Below are 19255 nucleotides of genomic sequence, written 5' to 3' on the forward strand. Positions count from 1 at the left end.
CAACCGATGACTTCGCCTTGGTCGTATCAGGCGTGCGAATTGCCCGCCGTATTCGACAAAGCGATCAGGGCATCGATGTCGAGATGCGTCTCGAGCATGTCGGCGATCTCGTCGAGCGCGCGGTCGATCGATACCGCGTAATCGATGCCGCCCCCGGTCACGCCGAGACTGTCCAGCCACGCCGCCCGCTGCCCGCCCAGGCCGAACAGGCCATGGACGTAGGTGCCGGCGACCCGACCATCCCGGCTCACCGCACCGTCGTTTCGTGGCACCTCACTTGATGCCTCATCAATCAGGCACACGGGCCGAAGGGTGTCGGGCCCGGAGGTTTCGCCGATGTGCATCTCATAGCCTTCGAAGCGTGCGGCGAGCGCTGTGCCCATCACATGGTCCAGCCGCTTGTCGGGGGTCAGCCGCGTCTCGACGTCGAGCAGGCCGAGCCCGGCCACAGTCTCTGACGCGCCTTCGATGCCTTCCGGGTCGCTGATCGACCGGCCGAGGATCTGGTAGCCGCCGCACAGCCCGAGGACACGGCCGCCGCGACGGTGGTGGGCCAATATGTCGATGTCCCAGCCTTCGGCCTGCAAGAAGGCAAGATCGGCGATCGTCGCTTTCGATCCCGCGAGGACGATCAGCGCCGCCTCGGCCGGGATCGGCTGCCCGGGCGGAATCATGCGGACTTCGACGCCGGGATCGAGCTTGAACGGGTCGAGATCGTCGAAGTTGGAAATCCGCGGGGTGATCGGGCAGGCAATGACCGTCCGGGCACGTGCGCCCGCTGCCGGCCGCTCGAGGATGACGGCGTCCTCGCTCGGGAGACGCGCCGCAGACGTCAGCCACGGCACGACACCGAACCCGCGCCACCCCGACAAGTGCTCGATCTGCCCATAGCCATCGGTGAATAATGCCGGATCGCCGCGAAACTTGTTGATGATGAACCCGGCGATCATCGCCGCGTCATCGGGGTCGATGACCGTGCGGGTCCCGACGATCGCCGCAATGACGCCACCACGATCGATGTCGCCGACGAGAACGACCGGCACTCGCGCCGCTCGCGCAAAGCCCATGTTGGCGATGTCGCCCGACCGCAGGTTGATCTCCGCCGGCGACCCGGCGCCCTCGACAACGACGATATCGCAGGTCTCACGCAGCCGGACATAGCTGGCGAGCACATCCCCCAGCAGCGCACCGCGCGCCTCGCGGAAGTTTCCCGCGCGCAAGATACCGCGCATCCGGCCATGGACGATGAGCTGCGATGTATGATCGGCCTGCGGCTTGAGCAGGACCGGGTTCATGTCGGTCGTCGGCGGTGTGCGACAGGCGATGGCCTGGGTTGCCTGGGCCCGACCGATCTCGCCGCCATCGGCAGTCACAGCGGCGTTGTTCGACATGTTCTGCGGCTTGAACGGACGCACCGTCAGGCCACGATTGGCGAGCGCCCGGCATAGGCCGGCGACGAGCACCGACTTGCCGACGTCCGACCCCGTTCCCTGCAGCATCACAGCGCCCACGCCAGACCTCCCGTTATCGCCCAGAGCATCAGGCAGGCGCGTCGGTAGACCGTCAGCGCCCGTGCGATATCCGCAGCGGATGCATCCATCCGTCCGTCGCCGATCCACGGCTTGTCGTGGAGCGCGCCGTCGTAGGCAACCGGTCCGCCCAGTCGCAAGCCGAGCCCGCCCGCCATTGCCGCTTCGGTCCAGCCGGCGTTGGGCGAGGCATGGCGGCGGGCATCGCGCAGCATCGTCGCAAGGCCGCCGCCTGCCGCGACGCAGATCAGCAAACCGGCCAGCCGCGCCGGGACGAGGTTCAGGCCGTCGTCGAGACGGGCAGCAGCCCAGCCGAACGCCCGCCAGCGGGGCTCGCGGTGGCCGATGAGGCTGTCGGCGGTGTTGACCGCCTTACACGCCCAGAGCCCCGGCAGCCCGAGCAGCATGAGCCAGAAGAGCGGAGCAGCCACGCCGTCACAAAAGCTTTCGGACAGGCTCTCGATCGCCGCGCGGCTGATCCCCGCTTCATCGAGCCCGCTCGTGTCGCGCCCGACGATCATGCCGACGGACTGCCGGGCGGCGGGCAGGTCAGCACGTCGCAGCGCTGCGATGATCGGCGTGACATGGTCGTGAAGGCTGCGCTGGGCGAGCCCGGGAAAGGCGCACAGGGCGACGGCAATCCATCCCCCTGGTCCGAGAAGGGCATAAAGCCCCAACTGCACCAGCCATGCTCCGCCGCCGGATATCATGAGCAGCAACAGTACCGTCAGTATGCCAAATATCCGCCGGTGTGACTCAGGCTGCGCTGGCTGATTGCCAAGACGTTCACACGCGCCAATGACGCGTGCGAATCCGCCGACCGGGTGGCCGATCCGGCGATACACCGCGTCAGGCCAGCCCAGTACGGCGTCGAGCAGCAGTGCCGTCAGGGCAACCGGGTCAACCACGTAGGGCGCTGTCGAGCCGGACGAGGTCGGCGGGGTTCCCGGGGACACCGAAGCGCAACCAGCGCGGGGCATAATCGAACGGCCGTGTCAGGATTCCCTTGCGAGCAAGGCGATCGAACAGCGAACTCGCATCGCCCTCGACGAGGCGGAACAATGGGCAGTCGCCGACCGCCACCAATCCGTGGCCGCGCAGAACCTCGTCCAGGGCGTTTGCCCGATCGATCAGCTGCACGCGCATCGCCGCGATCCATTTCGTGTCGGCATAAGCGAGCCGCCCGAGCGCGATCGCCGTCGCCGACACCGGCCAGCTCCCCAGCCGACGTCGGATGCTGGCCAATACCCGGTCCGGCGCGATCACGAAGCCGAGCCTCACCCCGGCGAGGCCAAAGAATTTGCCGAATGAGCGCAGCACGATGACCCGCTCGCGCGATCCGAGATGCGGGACCATGCTGATATTGGGCATCGCGTCGGCAAAGGCCTCGTCGATGATAAGCCGGCCACCCGAACGGTCCAGCCGTGCGGCGATATGCGATAGGCGCTGCGGATCGAGCCGCCGGCCGTCGGGATTATTCGGGTTGGCGATGAGAATTGTGCCGCCGGAATCGGCAGCGGTTTCGAGCGCATCAGCGGCAATCGCCGTCGCTTCCGGGAAAATATCACGGTGCGTGCCATAGCCGGGCGCCACGTAACGGTAAGGCGGCGGCAGGCCGACGTCGTTGAGCAGTCTCAACCCAAGCTCGGTGCCGGGGAGCGCCGCGACCTGCGCGGGCAGGGCGCCAAACCGGCTTGCAGCAACCGCTTCGAGCGCTGCAAGCGAACTTGGCGACGGCAGGGCGCGCAGATCGATCAGCGGATCGACCGCTGGCGTCCAGGCGGACGGGTTGATCCCCGTCGACAGGTCGAGCCACGGCAACGGCGCATCGGGATACAGGCTGCGCGCCGCATCGACCCGCCCGCCGTGCTCGGTCAATGGTGCCACGCCGGACTTTCGAATTACGCGGTCCGCTTCGAGAGCGCCCCGTCGCGCCGTGCAGAAACGAACCAACTGCCCTGTCTGACTGGAGAATGGTGAACGCACCTGGGTTCGAACCAGGGACCCGCTGATTAAGAGTCAGCTGCTCTACCAACTGAGCTATGCGTCCATCGTACCCGAGCATCGCGTCGAGCGAGGGGGGCGGATAGCATCGGTTTTCGGGCTTGTCTAGCGAAAGACCTACCTCCCGAGCGCTTCGCCCTTGCCGCGGGCGATACCTATGACGATGCCCAGCAGGATCAGCACCGTCATCATCGCCGAGCCGCCGTAGCTGACCAGCGGCAGCGGGATGCCGACGACCGGGGCAAGGCCGGTGACCATCATCATGTTGATCGCGAGATAGAAGAATAATGTCACCCCGAGCCCCATTGCCGCGAGCCGGGCGAACGGAGCGCGGGCCGACAGCGCGACGCGGACCGCCCAGACGAGGATGATGCTGAACAATGCGAGGATGAACAGCCCGCCCGCAAGTCCCCATTCCTCCGCCATCGTCGCGAAGATGAAGTCGGTGTGGAGCTCGGGCAGATAGTCGAGGTGGCTTTGGGTGCCGTGAAGGAAGCCTTTGCCGAACAGCCCGCCGCTGCCGATCGCGATCTTCGATTGGGTAATGTGATACCCCGCGCCAAGCGGATCGCTCGCGGGGTCGAGGAAGATCAGCACGCGCTTGCGCTGGTAATCGTGCATCATCGACCAGACGACGGGGAGGGCGGCTCCGGCGGCGGCTCCGGCGCCGAGGAACAGCCACATCGACACGCCCGCGAGGAACATCATCACCACCCCGCCAAAGGTGATCGCGAGCGCGGTGCCGAGGTCGGGCTGGAGCATGACGAGCGCGGCGGGCATCGCGATCAGGACGAGCGGTGGCCCGAGCGTAATCAGCTTCCCGGCATATTGGCGCGGAACGTAATGATAGTAGCGGGCGAGCGCGAGGATGATCGCGAGCTTCATGAACTCCGACGGCTGGAGCTGGATGATGCCGAGGTCGAGCCAGCGGCGGCTGCCCCCGCCGATCGCGCCCAATGCTTCGACGCCGATCAATCCGAGCAGGACCGCGCCATAAAGCGGGTATGCCCATTTGAGCCACATCTCGACCGGCACCCGCGATAGGCCGAGCATCGCCACGAGCAGGACGCCGAAGCGGATACCCTGCTTGAGCGCCCACGGCTGGAAGCTGCCCCCGGCCGCCGAATACAGCACGACGAGCCCGAAGCCGCCGACCGTGACGATCGCCGCGATCACCGCCCACGGCAGTTCGCGGAGGCGCGCCGACCAAAAGCCGTTCAGCATGACTCGCTCATTCGTCGACCGGGCCGGACGGTTCGGCGTCGGGGGTCAGGCTCGCCGCGACTGCGGCGGCATCGACCGGCATCGACGCAGCCTTGGCGGTGGCCTCGGCGGCAGCGAGCGCGGCGGCCTTCTTCGCCTCATAAGCGCGTTCGAGCGGGGCGAGGGTCGCCATCGCGCGCTCGGGTTCGAACAGGTACGTCATCACGTCACGCGCGATGATCCCGGCGGCGGCCCCGTGGTTGCCGTGTTCGAGGACGACGCTGATCGCGTATTTCGGCGCGTCGGCGGGGGCGAAGGCGACGAACAGGCCGTGGTCGCGATATTTCCACGGCTGGAGTTCGCTCTTGGTGCGCCCTGCGCGGCGGTCGGCCTTGCTGATGTTACGAACCTGCGCCGATCCGGTCTTGCCCGCCATCTGCACTCCGTCGACCATCAGTCGCGTGGTCTTGCCGCTACCGCCGGGGCTGTTGACGACGTTGGTCATGCCCTGGCGGACGACCGCCAGATGCTCGGGCGGGATATCGAGCGGGGGCGGGGCGACGTGCGGGTCGTCGGCGAACAGCCGGGGCTCGACCGCGTTGCCGCTCGCGAGCCGCGCCGCCATCACCGCGAGCTGAAGCGGATTGGCGACGATATAGCCCTGGCCGATCGACGTATTGAGCGTGTCGCCGATGCCCCAGGGTTTCTTGTAGCGCGCGAGCTTCCACGCGGTGTTGGGAATGATGCCCGCCGACTGGCCGGGCAGCGGCAGGTCGAACTTCTGCCCGAGTCCGAACTTGTGCGCGGTGGCGGCGATCGCATCGACCCCGACCGCGCGGCCGAAGGTGTAGAAATAGACGTCGCAGCTTTGCGGGATCGCCTTGTGGAGATCGACCCGCCCGTGGCCGCGCTTCGACCAGCAGTGCCACGCGGCGTTGCCGAGCCGGTAGGTGCCGGTGCAGTTGCACGCCGCGTCGGCGCTGATCCCGCTGCCGAGGATCGCAAGCGCGGTCATCGTCTTGAAGGTCGAGCCCGGGGGGTAGAGCCCCTGCGCGCTCTTGTTGATCAGCGGGTGGTGGTCGTCGGCTTGAAGCTCGGCCCACAGCTTCGCGGTGACGCGGGTCGAGAAGGCGTTGGGGTCGTACGCCGGCATCGACACCATGCACAGGACGTCGCCGGTGGTGCAGTCCATCACGACGACGCTCGCAGAATTGTCGGTCAGGCGGCGCGCGGCGTAGGCCTGCAGGTCGCGGTCGATCGTCAGCCGCAGCGTCTTGCCGGGGATGTCGGGGCGCGTGTCGAGATCGCGGATCACCCGCCCGCGCGCATTGACCTCGACCCGGCGCGCGCCCGCAGTGCCGCGCAGCCGGGCGTCGGCGCGGCGCTCGATGCCGTCCTTGCCGATCTTGTAGCCGGGGAAGATCAGCAGCGGGTCGTGCGTCACCGCGAATTGCTCGGGCGTCGGTGTGCCGACATAGCCGAGCAAATGCGCGAAATGGTCGCCGCCCGGATAGACGCGGAGGAAGCCCGGCAGCGGCTGGACCCCCGGCAGGTCGGGCAAATTGACGTTGATCGCGGCGAAAGTCGGCCAACTCAGGCCGTGCGCGATCTCGACCGGCATGTATTTCGGCTGGCGCGCGACGTCGCTGCGGATGCGCTCGATATCCTCCGCCGTTAGCGGCAGGACCCTACTCACCGCGGCGAGCGTCGCGTCGAGATCGGTCACCGCCTCGGGGATCAATTCGAGCCGGTAATCGGGCTGGTTCAACGCGAGCGGTTTGCCCTGTCGGTCGACGATCCATCCGCGACGCGGCGGGATCAGCCGGAGCGAGACGCGGTTGCCCTCGGCGAGCAGCGCGTATTTCTCGCCCTGCCAGATCGACAGATACGCCATGCGGCCCGCAAGCGTCAGCCCGACCGCGCCCATCGCTCCGCCGACGACGAACGCGCGGCGGCTGAACTGCTGGTTGCCTGCAGCGGGACCGGCGAGGCGTGCGGAGCCGCCGCCGGAGATGATTTCGGACGACATCAGCACAGCCTCACCGCGCCGCCTGCAGCCGCCGCTGGATCGAGGCGAACAGCAGGACGATGGCGGGATAAGCGAGGATCGTCGTCGCTGCCTGGACGAGCAGCGGGGTCAGCGGACCGTGCGTGCCCGCGAGCGCGAGCAGCCACCATTGCAACAGCTCGAAGGCGACGATGACCCCGCTCGCGAGCAGCCAGTCGAAGCCGTAGCGATGGGTGCCGTAGCGCGCCTCGACCAGCCGGACGAACAGCGCGACCGCCGGCAGCAGCGTCGCGTTGATCCCAAGCGGCAGGCCGAACAGGATATCGCACGCGACCCCGATCAGGAACGCGAGCCACGGCGGCATCAGCCCCGGCTGGAAGGTCGCCCAGACAAAAACGCCAAGCAGCCCGAGGTGCGGCAGGATCGGCACGCTGGCAAAGATCGGCACCGTCATCGCCGCAACGAGGACTAGCGTGACGATCGCGGGGACGACGCGCTCGACCTGCGCCTGCCACCAGCGCACCCGGTCGGCGGGGCCGAGCAGGCGATACGGCGCGTTCAATGCTTCTTCGCTTCGCGCGGCACCGGCACCGCGTCGACGGGGGGCGCCTCGGCCTGTGCCGGGATCGGCAGATACGCGCGGACGATCGCGACATAGCTCAGCGTCGCCGGGTCGGCGTAGGGCAGCGCGTGTGGCGGCTCGGCGGTGTCGGTAACGACCGCGACCGGGATCTGCGGCGCGAACAGCCCGCCCGCGCCCGACGTCACCAGCCGGTCGCCGACCTTCAACGGCACCTCCGCCCCGAGCCGGTCGTGGACTTCGAGCAGACGTCCAGCCGCGCCGACCGCGAGCGCGGGCTGGCCGGTGCGAACGATGATCACCGGTACCCGGCTGTTGGTGTCAGTGAGCAGCAGGATCCGCGCGGCGTGCTCGCCCGCCTCGACCGTCCGCCCGACGAGCCCGGCATCGGCGCGAACGGCCTGTCCGGCGAACACCCCGTTGGCATGCCCGGCGGCGACCATCGCGGTCCGGGCGTAGCTGCCGATCGACGCCCCGGCAAAGCGGGTCACGGCGACAACTTCGGTCCGCGGCTCGATGACATGGAGGAGCTTCTTGAGCGCGATATTCTCGGCGATCGCGGCGTCGCGGCTCTGCAGGTCGAGCCGATCGCGGGCGACTTCGGCAGTCAGGACACGGTTGCGCGGAACGGTCGCGATATACTCACCGATCGCATCGACGCCGCCGCCGAGCCAGTCGAACGGCGCGCGGACGGTCGCCCAGAACGGCGCCACGAGGTCGGCGGTCCCGCTCCGCAGCCGGTTGGTATATGCCGGGTTGACGCGGCTGAGGACGAGCAGCAGCAGCGCGGTCGCGAGCACCGCGCCGGTTACGACGGCACCGATCAACGCAAGATTCTGCTCGCGCCTCGCGTACGACGTCCGGCGCGGCGGCGGCCAGTCCATGGCGCGGCTCCCGGGCTCAAACTCAGGCGGTGGTCAGGACGCCGCGGTACATCGGGTCCTCGAGCGCGCGCCCGGTGCCGAGCGCGACGCACGTCAGCGGATCGTCGGCGACCGTCACCGGCAGCCCGGTCGCCTCGCGCAGCACGTCGGCGAGTTCGTGGAGCAGCGCGCCGCCGCCGGTCAGGACGATGCCCTGGTCGACGATGTCGGCGGCGAGTTCGGGCTGTGTATTCTCGAGCGCGAGGCGAACGCCCTCGACGATCGCCGAGACCGGCTCGGCGAGCGCGTCGGCGATCTGCGCCTGGTTGATTGTGATTTCCTTCGGCACGCCGTTCATCAGGTCGCGGCCCTTGATCTCCATGGTCAACCCGACGCCGTCGGCGGGCGCGCGGGCAATCCCGATCTGCTTCTTGATCCGCTCGGCGGTCATCTCGCCGATCAGCAGGTTATGGTTGCGGCGGACGTAGCTGACGATCGCCTCGTCCATCTTGTCGCCGCCGACGCGGACGCTGGTGGTGTAGGCGAGGCCGCGAAGCGACAGCACCGCGACTTCGGTCGTGCCGCCGCCGATGTCGACGACCATGCTGCCGATCGGCTCGGTCACCGGCATCCCCGCGCCGATCGCCGCCGCCATCGGCTCCTCGATCAGATAGACCTGGCTCGCCCCGGCGTTGTTCGCGGCGTCGCGGATCGCGCGCTTCTCCACGGAAGTCGATCCCGACGGGACGCAGATGACGATCTGCGGAAAGCGCGGGAATTTGGAGGTGTGGACCTTGCCGATGAAATATTTGATCATCTGCTCGGCGACGTCGATGTCGGCGATGACGCCGTCGCGCAACGGGCGGATCGTCTCGACGTTGCCGGGGGTCTTGCCCATCATCATCCGCGCATCGCTGCCGACTGCCTTGACCGTGCGCCGCCCGTTGATCGTCTCGATCGCGACGACCGACGGTTCGTTGAGTACGATACCGCGCCCCCGGACATAGACCAGGGTATTCGCCGTCCCGAGGTCGATCGCCATGTCCTGGCTCAGGAACGAGAACATGCGGCTGAAAATCGACATTATTTTTCCGGAACTGCTTGAGGGCGCGAGCGCCCCCGCATTAGGCGCGGGCAGGGTGAATTGGCAAGGTCGATGGTCGCCGCGCCGGAGATGACGGCGGGCGTTCGACGCGCTACGGGAACGTCGTGCCGATCCGCCGCCTGCCCGACCAGCTCGTCAACCAGATCGCCGCCGGCGAGGTCGTCGAACGCCCGGCTTCGGCGTTGAAGGAACTCGTCGAGAACGCGATCGACGCCGGCGCACGCCGGATCGTCGTCGAACTCGCGGCGGGCGGGGTCGACTACCTCCAGGTCGCCGACGACGGCATGGGAATGGACGCCGACGATCTGCGGCTCGCGGTCGAGCGCCACGCGACGTCGAAGCTCCCCGATGGTGACCTGTCGGCGATCGCGACGCTCGGCTTCCGCGGCGAAGCGCTGCCGTCGATCGCGAGCGTCGCGCGGCTGACGCTCGCCAGCCGGACAAGGGAGGGCACGGGCTGGGCGCTGACGATCGACCACGGCCGCGTCGTCGCCGATGGCCCGGCGGCGCGCGGGGCGGGGACAACGGTGACAGTTGAAGGCCTGTTCGCGCAGGTCCCGGCGCGGCGTAAATTCCTCAAGTCGATCCGCTCCGAACTCGGCGCGTGCGTCGACGTCGTCCGGCGGCTGGCGATGGCGACCCCGCACGTCGCCTTCGAACTGCGCCACGACGGGCGGCGGCTGCTCAGCGCCGACGCGCCCGACGGCGGATTGCTCGGCGGCGATGGCGGCGACAGCCCGCTCCCGGCGCGGCTGGCGGCGCTGCTCGGAGCCGACTTCGCCGAGAATGCTGTGCCGATCGACCTGCTGCGCGACGAGCTGACCCTCGGCGGCCTCGCCGGGCTGCCGACCTTCAGCCGGGGCGTCCCCGACCACCAGTTTCTCTTCGTCAACCGCCGCCCGGTTCGCGACCGGCTCCTCGTCGGCGCGGTGCGCGGGGCGTACCAGGACCTGCTCGCGCGCGACCGCCACCCCGTCGTTGCGCTGTTCCTCGACGTCCCCGCAGATTTCGTCGACGTCAACGTCCACCCGGCGAAGACCGAAGTCCGCTTCCGCGACGCCGCGCTCGTCCGCGGGATGATCGTCTCGGGCCTCCGCCGCGCGCTCGATGCAGCCGGGCATCGCGCCAGCACGACCGTCGCGGTCGGCGCGCTCGCCGCGTTCCAGCCGGGATCGCCGCCTGCTTATCCGCCGACACTCCCGTTTGCCGGAGCTTCCTACGCTCCCCCGGTCTGGGCCGATGGCGAGGCGAGCGTCCACGTCGCCGACGCCCACCCCGCATGGTTCGCCCCCGCCGCACGCACCGAAGCCCCCGCCGCGATGAACGGCTTCCCGATGGGGGTCGCGCGCGCGCAGGTCGCGGGGACGTACATCGTCGCCGAGACTCCCGACGGCATGATCCTCGTCGACCAGCACGCCGCGCACGAGCGGCTGACGCTCGAACGGATGAAGGCCGCGCGTGCAGGGGGCAGCGTCGCCGCGCAGGCGCTCCTGCTGCCCCAGGTCGTCGAAATCGATGAGAACGCCGCCGCACACCTCGTCGAACACGCCGCCGACTTCGCCGCGTTGGGCCTCGATATCGAGGGCTTCGGCCCAAAAGCGGTCCTCGTCCGCGCCACCCCCGCACTGCTCGGCGCCGTCGACGCCACCGCGCTCGTCCGCGACCTCGCCGACGACCTCGCCGCCTTCGACGCCGCCCCGGGATTGGCCGAACGCCTCGACGCGGTCGCCGCGACAATGGCGTGCCACGGCAGCGTGCGGGCAGGGCGGGTGCTGTCGGTCGCCGAGATGAACGCGTTGCTGCGCGAGATGGAGGTCACGCCGCATTCGGGGCAATGCAATCACGGGCGGCCGACGTGGGTGAAACTCGCGCGGGTCGATCTGGAGAAACTGTTCGGGCGGCGGTGAGGGGGCAGGCTCGGACTGCGGACACCCGGCTCAGGCGAAATCAGCGCGCCGCGTCGCCTTTCGGGCATCCGGCCAGCCCGGCAGGCGCCTGCGACCAGCGGTCGGGCTGCTTGCGCGGCCACTCCGTTCGCGGGCAGCGGACATAACCGCCATCCTCGGCCTTCGACGATACGATCGTCCGGACGACAGACGCGGCGATCGGGGAGGCGACGATGAAGATCGCGGCGGCGATCATCAACGGCTTGGCGGCCGGGGGAATTTTCGGCAGCGATCGGCCGCGCTTGGTCGGTTCGGGCAGACCGACTGGTAGCAGCGCGACGATGCCGATCAGAATGACCCCGATCGCGGCGAGCAGGCCGGTCGCGTCGATCGCGCTCAGCTCGATCAGAGGTGCACGGTTGGCAAGCCCGCCGAATGCGCCGCCGAGACCGTACCCCGAATACAGCGCGACGGCACCGCCGCCCCCGAGGAGGCAAAATCCGAGCAGCTTCGACTTCGCAGCGGGGGTGGTTTCAACCATGCGACGGACCTTCGCTGTCGGTGATCACATCATCGACTGGAGCATATACTGGGCATTATTGCCTTCACCGAGGCGGCTCATGCTGCTGCTGAACCAATTCCCGACTGCATTCGCGCCATTGCCGATATAGCGGACCGCCCGGCTGTTCTCGAACTCGTGGAACTTCTTTTCGGCCTCTGCACCGAGTTTTTCCCACAGCTTCTTCAGTTCCTCGAGGGCCGATTCGTACATCTTGGTCACTTTCTCGGTGATGCCGAAGGCTTCATCGAGCTTGTAGAGCGCGTATCCGGCGAGGACGCCGACGCCGAACGCCACGAGCAATGGCCCGAACGCGAAGCTGCCGATCACCAGTGTTCCTGCAGCCAGCGTCCCGGCAGCCGAACCGATCGCCGAAGCGATGATCACCGAAGGGATGTCGACGGTCAGGCTGCCGAGAAGCTTGGCAAGGTCGTGCGACGCGACGAACTCGGCAAGGTCGACCGCGACGACGAGGATGACGCCGAAGCGCGCCGATTCCTTCGCCGCGGCCTGGATGCCGGGCTTGCCGATCTGCAATTCCATGACCTTCGGATTGGTCACCTTGTAGCGCGTTCCGGTCAGCACCTCACGCGCGTTCGGCCAACCCTTGATGATGACGAGGTCACCCGTCTTGCCCGGCACGAACGACACGCGCGCCTTCCACATGTGCTCAAAATCCTTGGCCAGCTTCAGCCCGATCTTGGCCGAGCCGAACGCGTCTTTGATCGGGCCCGTCCACAATTTGCCCTGAGTTTCCTGCTGGCGAAGCGCGTCGACCGCTTGTTGCGCTGTAAACTCGTGCGCCTTGACCTTTGCGTCGAGCCACAGCTTCAGGCCGTTAATCTCGTCGAGGACATAGGTTTCCTCGCCGGCGCGCTTGCTATTGACTTGAACCACCCGACACTCCGCAAATGGGATAGCGTACAAACGGCGTGACCTGCGATGCGTTCCGGGACCACAACGATTTCGACGTCTGCGGGCGAGCTATGTCATGGTATTTTCCGCTGTCCTACACCGACGCGAACAGCGTAGCCTCGCGCCCATGACAATGTCGCTCTCCCCCTTAAGAACGCTGCGCGCCGCCAATGCCACAGCAGGCGCTGCGTTTCGGATCGACGTGGCGTCAACTTCGTCAACTTCCGATTACGGCGGCGGTGAAAAGCCGGTCGTTTTGTCGACTTGTGTAACCATCCAGACGGAGACTCATCGCGTGACTAGACTGAAGCTGATCGTGCTGCCGCTGGCTCTCGCCCTCTCGGCTCCGGCGCTCGCGGCCTCTAATCCGCTGATGGCGGCCGCGACCGCCGCGCGGGCCGATCATCTCAAGCTACTCGAAGAGGTCGTCAACATCGATTCCGGAACCGGCGACGTCGAGGGCGGGCGCAAGGTCGGGGCGGTGTTCGTTGCGCGGTTGAAAGCCCTTGGGGCGAGCGTCGAGACGGTGCCGGCCGAGGCTCCCGGACTGCCCGAAAACATCGTCGCGACGGTCAAGGGGACCGGCAAGACGCGGATCCTGATGATCGGGCATCTCGATACGGTGTTCGGCCCCGGCACCGTCGCCAAATGGCCGTTCAAGATCCTCGGGGATCGCGCGACCGGGCCGGGCGTCGGCGACGAGAAGGGCGGGGTGGTCGAGGGGATCAAGGCGCTCGAATTGCTCCGCGACGCGAAGTTCACCGATTTTGCCAGCATCACCCTGCTGATCGAGACGAGCGAGGAGCGCGGCTCACCGGGGACGCGGAAGCTGATCGACCGGCTGCTGTCGACCGCCGACGTCGAGTTGAACCTCGAACCCGGCGACGCGCCCGACAAGGTCACCGTCTGGCGCAAGAGCTCGACGGTGGTGATGATCGACGTGACCGGTAAGGCGGCGCACGCCGGGGTGGCGCCGCAGGATGGGCACAATGCCGCGGTCGAGTTGCTCCACCAGCTTGAAGGATATGCGAAGTTTCCGCACACCGGCGACCAGACGACGGTCAACCTGACGCTGCTTGCGGCGGGAACGCGCAACAACATCGTCCCCGACCACGCATCCGCGACGTTCAGCGTCCGTGCGCGGACACCGCAAGCGAACGACGTGGTGCTGGCGCAGCTCGAGGCGAACGCGAAGACGATCGCGGTGCCGGGGACGACGGTCAAGATCCTCCACGAGCCCGCCTATCCGCCGCTCGCGAACAACCCGGCGACCGATGCGCTCGCGGTGCGCGCGGGCGCGATTTACGCAGGCATCGGGCGGACGCTCGGGACGGGGGGCAACGGCGGCGCGTCGGAATCGGCGATGGCGGCGGCGAAGGGCGTGCCGGCGCTGGATGGGCTGGGGCCGGTCGGAGGCAAGTTCCACTCGGACGGCGAGTATATCGACCTGACGACGCTGACCCCGCGCCTGTATCTGCTGGCTGCGTTGATCGAGGAGTTGGGGACGAAGGGGGTTCGCTAACCCGCCGCCGCCAGCCCCTCGAGCGCACTCCGCCCGCGCTTGACCATCAGCTTGTTGAGCGCGTTCACATACGCCCGCGCGCTCGCGACCAGCGTGTCGACGTCCGCACCGGTCCCGCGCACAGTCCGGCCGTTTTCCGCGAGCATCACGCTGACTTCGGCCTGTGCGTCGGTGCCCTGCGTCACGGCGTGGACCTGATACAGTTGCAGCGTCGCGGCGTCGTGGGGGACGATCTTGCGGATCGCGGCGAACAGCGCGTCGACCGGGCCGTTGCCCTTGACCGCGGCAGTGGTCTCGACGCCGTCGACCGACAGCGTCAGCACCGCGCGCTGCGGGCCGTTGCTGCCGCAATAGACCTCGACCTCGACAAGCTGGATCGCGTCGTGGCCGCGCAAGACTTCGTCGTCGACCAGCGCGACGATGTCTTCGTCCCAGATCGCCTTCTTGGCGTCGGCGAGGTCCTTGAAGCGCTTGAAGGCATCGCCGAACTCATTGTCCGACAGCGTATAGCCGAGCTCGTCGAGCTTCTGGCGAAACGCGGCGCGCCCCGAATGCTTGCCGAGGACGAGGTTGGTCGCACCCTGGCCGACACTCTCGGGGGTCATGATCTCGTAGGTCGAAGCGTCCTTGATCATCCCGTCCTGATGGATGCCGCTCTCGTGGGCAAAGGCGTTGGCGCCGACGATCGCCTTGTTCGCCTGGACCGCCATGCCGGTGATGCCGCTGACCATACGGCTCGCGCGTGTGATCTCCGACGTCACGACCCCGGTCATGTACGGCATGACGTCGTGGCGGACGCGGAGCGCCATCGCTATCTCTTCGACCGCGGCGTTGCCGGCACGCTCGCCGATGCCGTTGACCGTCGCCTCGACCTGTCGCGCCCCCGCCATGACGGCGGCAAGCGTATTCGCCACTGCGAGGCCGAGGTCGTTGTGGCAATGCGTCGAGAACACCGACTGATCGGCGTTGGGGACGCGGTTCAGCATGTCGCGGAACATTGCGCCGTAGGTTTCGGGGGTGGCGTAGCCGACGGTGTCGGGCAGGTTGATCGTCCGCGCGCCAGCATTGATCGCAATCTCGATTGCGCGGGCGAGGAAGTCGGGGTCCGACCGTGTCGCGTCTTCGGCCGACCATTCGACGTCGGGGCACAGGTTGCGCGCATGGCTGACCGACGTGCGGATCGCTTCGAGTACGGCGTCGGGGGCCATGTTCAGCTTGACCCGCATGTGCAGCGGCGAGACCGCGATGAAGGTGTGGATGCGCGGCGCGCGGGCAAACTTGACCGCCGCCCATGCCCGGTCGATGTCGCCGAGCGAGGCACGCGCGAGGCTGGCGACGGTGGCGCGTTGGCACTGGCGCGCGACCTCGCGAACCGCCTCGAAGTCACCCTCCGAAGCGATGGCGAAGCCCGCCTCGATGATGTCGACGCCCAAGGCCTCGAGTTGCGCCGCGACGCGGAGCTTTTCCTCGAGGTTCATCGAACAGCCGGGCGACTGTTCGCCGTCGCGCAATGTCGTGTCGAATATACGGATTTGGTCGGTCATGATCGTCGCCTTGGGGCCTGCGAGCATCGAAGCTCTGGGGTCGGGGGGCCGGGCTTGTCCCTCACGCCCGCGACGTCCCCGGTGGGCGGCGCGTGCCTAGGGTCGAATAAGTCGAAGCTGGCCGATTGCGATCATGGCACAACGGCTATCACCGCGGCTGCCGGATGTCCAGACCGGCGGGGGTCGTGCGAAACGGTGTAATTACGCGGCCAAGCGAAGGTGAATTATATTTGCCAGCCGGAGGTTAATTGGTAATAATTCATCTGTAAGTCCTTGTTAAGAGCGGGGAAACGTATCACGCCGAGTAGTGATGCGGGCTGGTTATCATTGTCTTCTTTTTAGGGGGTTGGAATGTCACGTGTTATTACGTCTGGAGCGGCTTGCTTGGCGTTCTACATGTCTGTTGTTGCCGCTGTTCCTGCGCAATCGAAAGTATTGATTGCCACCGCCGCAACAATCGACGCGGTGTGGAAAGCCGCCGGTCCGCGGGATACGATCAAACTTAGTGGCACGTTTGGCCTCACCCGGCTGCAGTATAAGTCGTCGGCAAAGGGCATGACCCTCGATGCGACCGGCGCAGTATTCACCGATACACTGGTGATCAACAAGGTCGACGGCCTCAATGTCATCGGCGGCAAGTTCGGCGCGACTGGCGGCGCGCCGACCAAATACGGTCGCGCCGTCGTCGTTTATGGCGGCAGCAATATCTCGTTCAAGCAGCCGGTGGTTGTCGGGGACGCGGGCGGCCAGGGCATCGCCTTCAGCGATACGGTCAATGCCACGGTCAAGCAGGGGACATTTTCGGGGCTCCACGCCGCGATTACATTCAACCACGTGACCAACGGCTATCTTAGAAGCAATGCCATCACCGGTGCGACGTCCGACGGCATCGATATCGCCGACAGTCACAATGTCACGGCGACGTACAACAGTTGCAGCGCGGGAGCGCCCGCCGCCGGAGCGCATCCCGACTGCATCCAGTTGTGGAGCGTCGCCGGCCATGCCGTGCAGTCGGACATCACGATCGAACACAATGTCGCGACCGGTCCGACGCAGGGGTTCACGTCGTTCGACCCAGCAAAGGGGGGTGGCCTGCGCATCTCGATCATCGCCAACCGGGTCGCGACGACCTTTTCGCAGGGGATCGCCTGCTACGCCTGCGTCGACAGCAATATCAGCTACAACAAGGTCACGACGCTGGCCGGCGCTTTGCATATGACGAATATCAATATCATCGGTGGCAGCGACAACATCGTCATTGGTAATACGATCGGCGCGCTGCCCAAAACTGCGCATCTAGCGCAGCTCGCGCTCGCGCCGTTCGACGCGCGCCTCGACGCAAGTGGCATATTCGACGGTGGAGGGGCGCCGGGGGCAAGCGTCGGTGCCGTCCCTGAGCCGGCCGCGTGGCTTAGCATGATCGTCGGCTTTGGTGTCGTCGGAGCCGCCACCCGGCGATCGCGGCGGCTGGCCACCGCCTGAGCCGCCCGTCTGAGCCGCCTGCCTGAGCCGCCGCCGCGTCATCGGTTGGCTGGCCGGTGTCCGCGTGGCATGACTGGTGGGCGGCACCACGCCGCGTAGGGCAGACCGTTGGTTGGAACCGTCGATGCGATCTCGCACAATATTCAGCTCGCGGTCGCGCCGGTGTTCCTGCTCACGGGCATTGCCTCGGTGCTCAACGTCCTGACCAACCGGCTCGGGCGGGTGATCGACCGGGCGCGTAAGGTCGAGGCGGAGATTTCGGGATACGATCTCGACACAAAACGCCGCGCCACGCGCGAACTTACCATGCTCAATCGCCGGATGACCGCCGCGCACTGGGCGATCGGGCTGTGCACGCTGTCGGCGCTGTTCGTGTGCATCGTTGTCGCGATCCTGTTCGTCGGCGACGTCATTCCCGGGCACGTCTCGCAGACAGTCGCACCGCTCTTCATCCTCGTGATGGTACTCCTGATCGCGGGGCTCCTGCTCTTCCTCTTCGAGGTCCAGATCGCGACGCGCTCGGTGCGTATCCGGGCGGAGATGCTCGACCGCTAACAAGCGTCGAGAATGGTGTGAACCCATTGGAATCGTGACGCTCGGCCTCGGCCGATCGCCGACATTTATCGTTCGAATAATCGATGGAATGGCCAAAGTTCTGCCAAATAATATTTGGCGGGTTCGTCGTATATCGGCTGTATTATTCCAAATATTTATTTCCTATACACCATGTAATTCTATGAAATATCTCATTCAGGATTTAGTAAAACCGACTCCGCGTTCGTCTATTAATGCGTGTCCGGAACAAAAACGAAGTATTGTTGTTGTGTCTATTTCGAGTTTCAGTAGCGGAGTTGCGTAGCGTCATGATTAAATTTGTTAAGCACGGCGCGTTGATTTGCGCGATGGTCGTTTCTCTTCCCGCAAATGCCGCGGTGCTCTACGCGACGGCGGACAACATCTCCAATATCTGGAAGTCGGCCGGCGAGGGCGATACGATCAAATTGTCGGGCGTCTTTGCCAACACCGTCGCCTTGCAGAACAAGACGGTGTCGAGCGCGATCACGATCGATGCGACGCAGGCGACCTTCACCGGGACCCTCAAGTTTCAGGCGGTCAGCGGCGTCCATGTCGTCGGCGGGACCTTCGATGCGACCGGCGGCCCGAATGCTTACGGTAAGGCGATCGTCGTCTACAGCAGCAGCAACATCTCCTTCGACCAGACGAACGTCGTCAGCGCGGTCAGCTACCCCGAAGCCGGGATAGCATTTCAGGACGTGACCAATGGCACGGTGACGAATTCGACCTTTACCAACGTCGGCGTCGGCGTCGGCGTATCCGGGTCGAACCATATCACCCTGACCGGCAACAAGGTTGTCGGCTCGACAAAAGACGGTTTCGATATCTTCGACAACCATTTTGTCCTCGTCGCGAACAATAGCTGCAGCGGCAGTCAGCCGTCGGCAGGGGCACATCCGGACTGTGTCCAGGTGGCAAGTACTGCGGGACACGCCCCTGCATCCGACATCAAAGTGATCGACAATATTGCGACCGGAAATACGCAAGGATTTACTTCGTTTATCGGCAAGGCGGATGGGGCGGAGCGGATCACGATCTCGGGCAACATCGTCAACACATCGTTTTCGCAGGGCATCGCCTGTTACTCATGCGTCGATAGTTTCATCACCGGCAATTATATCGCGGCAGACCCTACCGCAGCGCATTGGGTTGCCGTCAACGTGGTCGGCGGGACGGACAACGTCGTGAGCAGCAACTCGTGGCTGACCGGCGGGGTATATCTGCCGACCGATTACGCATCCGCATATTTCCAGCTGACCGGCACCACATATACGGTGCAGCCCGCGGACGCGTCGTCCGGGTCGCGCTGGTCCGACGGATCGCCGGCCAGTGGCATGGTTCCGGAACCCGCCGAGTGGATGCTGATGATCCTCGGCTTTGGTCTGGTCGGCATCGTCCGTCGCCGCCGAGAGGCGCTGTCGTTCGTTTGATTTGACGGGCGGCGAACCCCGGGGACGACTCTCGTCGCCCCCGGGGCCA

16 protein-coding genes and 1 tRNA gene are annotated in these 19255 nt (G+C 66.4%); 5 read left to right on the forward strand and 12 right to left on the reverse strand.

Annotated elements, in window-relative coordinates:
* Positions 1-26: 26 nt before the first annotated feature.
* The 9 genes from KTC28_RS12260 to KTC28_RS12300 all read right to left on the reverse strand — a co-directional run bounded on the left by KTC28_RS12260 (position 27) and on the right by KTC28_RS12300 (position 9271).
* Complete coding sequence (locus tag KTC28_RS12260) at positions 27-1511, reverse strand: cobyric acid synthase (RefSeq protein WP_216707458.1); 1485 nt, start codon at positions 1509-1511, stop codon at positions 27-29.
* The gene (gene cbiB, locus KTC28_RS12265; protein WP_255601980.1) at positions 1499-2437 is read right to left on the reverse strand and encodes an adenosylcobinamide-phosphate synthase CbiB; all 939 of its coding nucleotides are present in this window, start codon (positions 2435-2437) and stop codon (positions 1499-1501) included. Before cbiB ends, KTC28_RS12260 begins: the two co-directional genes overlap by 13 nt.
* Positions 2430-3416, reverse strand: coding sequence for an aminotransferase class I/II-fold pyridoxal phosphate-dependent enzyme (locus tag KTC28_RS12270; protein WP_216707460.1), 987 nt, complete (start codon positions 3414-3416; stop codon positions 2430-2432). Before KTC28_RS12270 ends, cbiB begins: the two co-directional genes overlap by 8 nt.
* Positions 3417-3503: 87 nt before the next feature.
* Positions 3504-3579 (reverse strand) — tRNA-Lys (locus tag KTC28_RS12275).
* Positions 3580-3650: 71 nt separating this feature from the next.
* Entirely contained in the window at positions 3651-4757 is a 1107-nt protein-coding gene (gene rodA, locus KTC28_RS12280) for a rod shape-determining protein RodA (RefSeq protein ID WP_216707461.1), read from the reverse strand.
* Positions 4758-4764: 7 nt separating this feature from the next.
* A complete protein-coding gene (gene mrdA, locus KTC28_RS12285; protein WP_216707462.1) occupies positions 4765-6765 on the reverse strand; it encodes a penicillin-binding protein 2 in 2001 nt (666 codons plus the stop codon).
* Between the two features lie 10 nt (positions 6766-6775).
* Positions 6776-7306: a rod shape-determining protein MreD gene (mreD, locus tag KTC28_RS12290; protein ID WP_216707463.1), complete on the reverse strand. Its 531-nt coding sequence runs from the start codon at positions 7304-7306 to the stop codon at positions 6776-6778.
* Entirely contained in the window at positions 7303-8208 is a 906-nt protein-coding gene (locus KTC28_RS12295) for a rod shape-determining protein MreC (RefSeq protein ID WP_216707464.1), read from the reverse strand. The genes mreD and KTC28_RS12295 overlap by 4 nt, the downstream gene beginning before the upstream one ends.
* Positions 8209-8230: 22 nt before the next feature.
* A complete protein-coding gene (locus KTC28_RS12300; RefSeq protein ID WP_304610421.1) occupies positions 8231-9271 on the reverse strand; it encodes a rod shape-determining protein in 1041 nt (346 codons plus the stop codon).
* A 125-nt stretch (positions 9272-9396) separates the two neighbouring features.
* Here KTC28_RS12300 and mutL point away from each other — a divergent pair, with 125 nt between their 5' ends.
* Positions 9397-11199 carry a DNA mismatch repair endonuclease MutL gene (gene mutL / locus KTC28_RS12305; protein ID WP_216707465.1) on the forward strand — a complete coding sequence of 601 codons (1803 nt, stop codon included), beginning with the start codon at positions 9397-9399 and terminating at the stop codon, positions 11197-11199.
* A gap of 40 nt (positions 11200-11239) precedes the next feature.
* On the opposite strand, the gene KTC28_RS12310 is transcribed toward mutL, so the two are convergent.
* Together KTC28_RS12310 and KTC28_RS12315 are read right to left on the reverse strand one after the other, a co-directional pair.
* Positions 11240-11719, reverse strand: coding sequence for a hypothetical protein (locus KTC28_RS12310; protein ID WP_216707466.1), 480 nt, complete (start codon positions 11717-11719; stop codon positions 11240-11242).
* A gap of 24 nt (positions 11720-11743) precedes the next feature.
* Positions 11744-12634, reverse strand: coding sequence for a hypothetical protein (locus tag KTC28_RS12315; RefSeq protein WP_216707467.1), 891 nt, complete (start codon positions 12632-12634; stop codon positions 11744-11746).
* A gap of 313 nt (positions 12635-12947) precedes the next feature.
* On the opposite strand from KTC28_RS12315, the gene KTC28_RS12320 reads away from it, so the two are divergent.
* Positions 12948-14174 carry a glutamate carboxypeptidase gene (locus tag KTC28_RS12320; protein WP_216707468.1) on the forward strand — a complete coding sequence of 409 codons (1227 nt, stop codon included), beginning with the start codon at positions 12948-12950 and terminating at the stop codon, positions 14172-14174.
* On the opposite strand, the gene KTC28_RS12325 is transcribed toward KTC28_RS12320, so the two are convergent.
* Positions 14171-15718: a 2-isopropylmalate synthase gene (locus tag KTC28_RS12325; protein ID WP_216707469.1), complete on the reverse strand. Its 1548-nt coding sequence runs from the start codon at positions 15716-15718 to the stop codon at positions 14171-14173. The genes KTC28_RS12320 and KTC28_RS12325 overlap by 4 nt on opposite strands.
* A 435-nt stretch (positions 15719-16153) precedes the next feature.
* Here KTC28_RS12325 and KTC28_RS12330 point away from each other — a divergent pair, with 435 nt between their 5' ends.
* From KTC28_RS12330 to KTC28_RS12340, 3 genes are all read left to right on the forward strand, one after another.
* Positions 16154-17200, forward strand: coding sequence for a PEPxxWA-CTERM sorting domain-containing protein (locus KTC28_RS12330; protein WP_216707470.1), 1047 nt, complete (start codon positions 16154-16156; stop codon positions 17198-17200).
* A 108-nt stretch (positions 17201-17308) separates the two neighbouring features.
* Positions 17309-17755 carry a DUF2721 domain-containing protein gene (locus KTC28_RS12335; protein WP_216707471.1) on the forward strand — a complete coding sequence of 149 codons (447 nt, stop codon included), beginning with the start codon at positions 17309-17311 and terminating at the stop codon, positions 17753-17755.
* A 308-nt stretch (positions 17756-18063) separates the two neighbouring features.
* Positions 18064-19206, forward strand: a complete 1143-nt coding sequence (locus tag KTC28_RS12340; RefSeq protein WP_216707472.1) for a right-handed parallel beta-helix repeat-containing protein — start codon at positions 18064-18066, stop codon at positions 19204-19206.
* Positions 19207-19255: the final 49 nt, after the last annotated feature.

The sequence above is a fragment of the Polymorphobacter megasporae genome, from assembly GCF_018982885.2.
Taxonomy (GTDB): Bacteria; Pseudomonadota; Alphaproteobacteria; order Sphingomonadales; family Sphingomonadaceae; genus Polymorphobacter_B; species Polymorphobacter_B megasporae.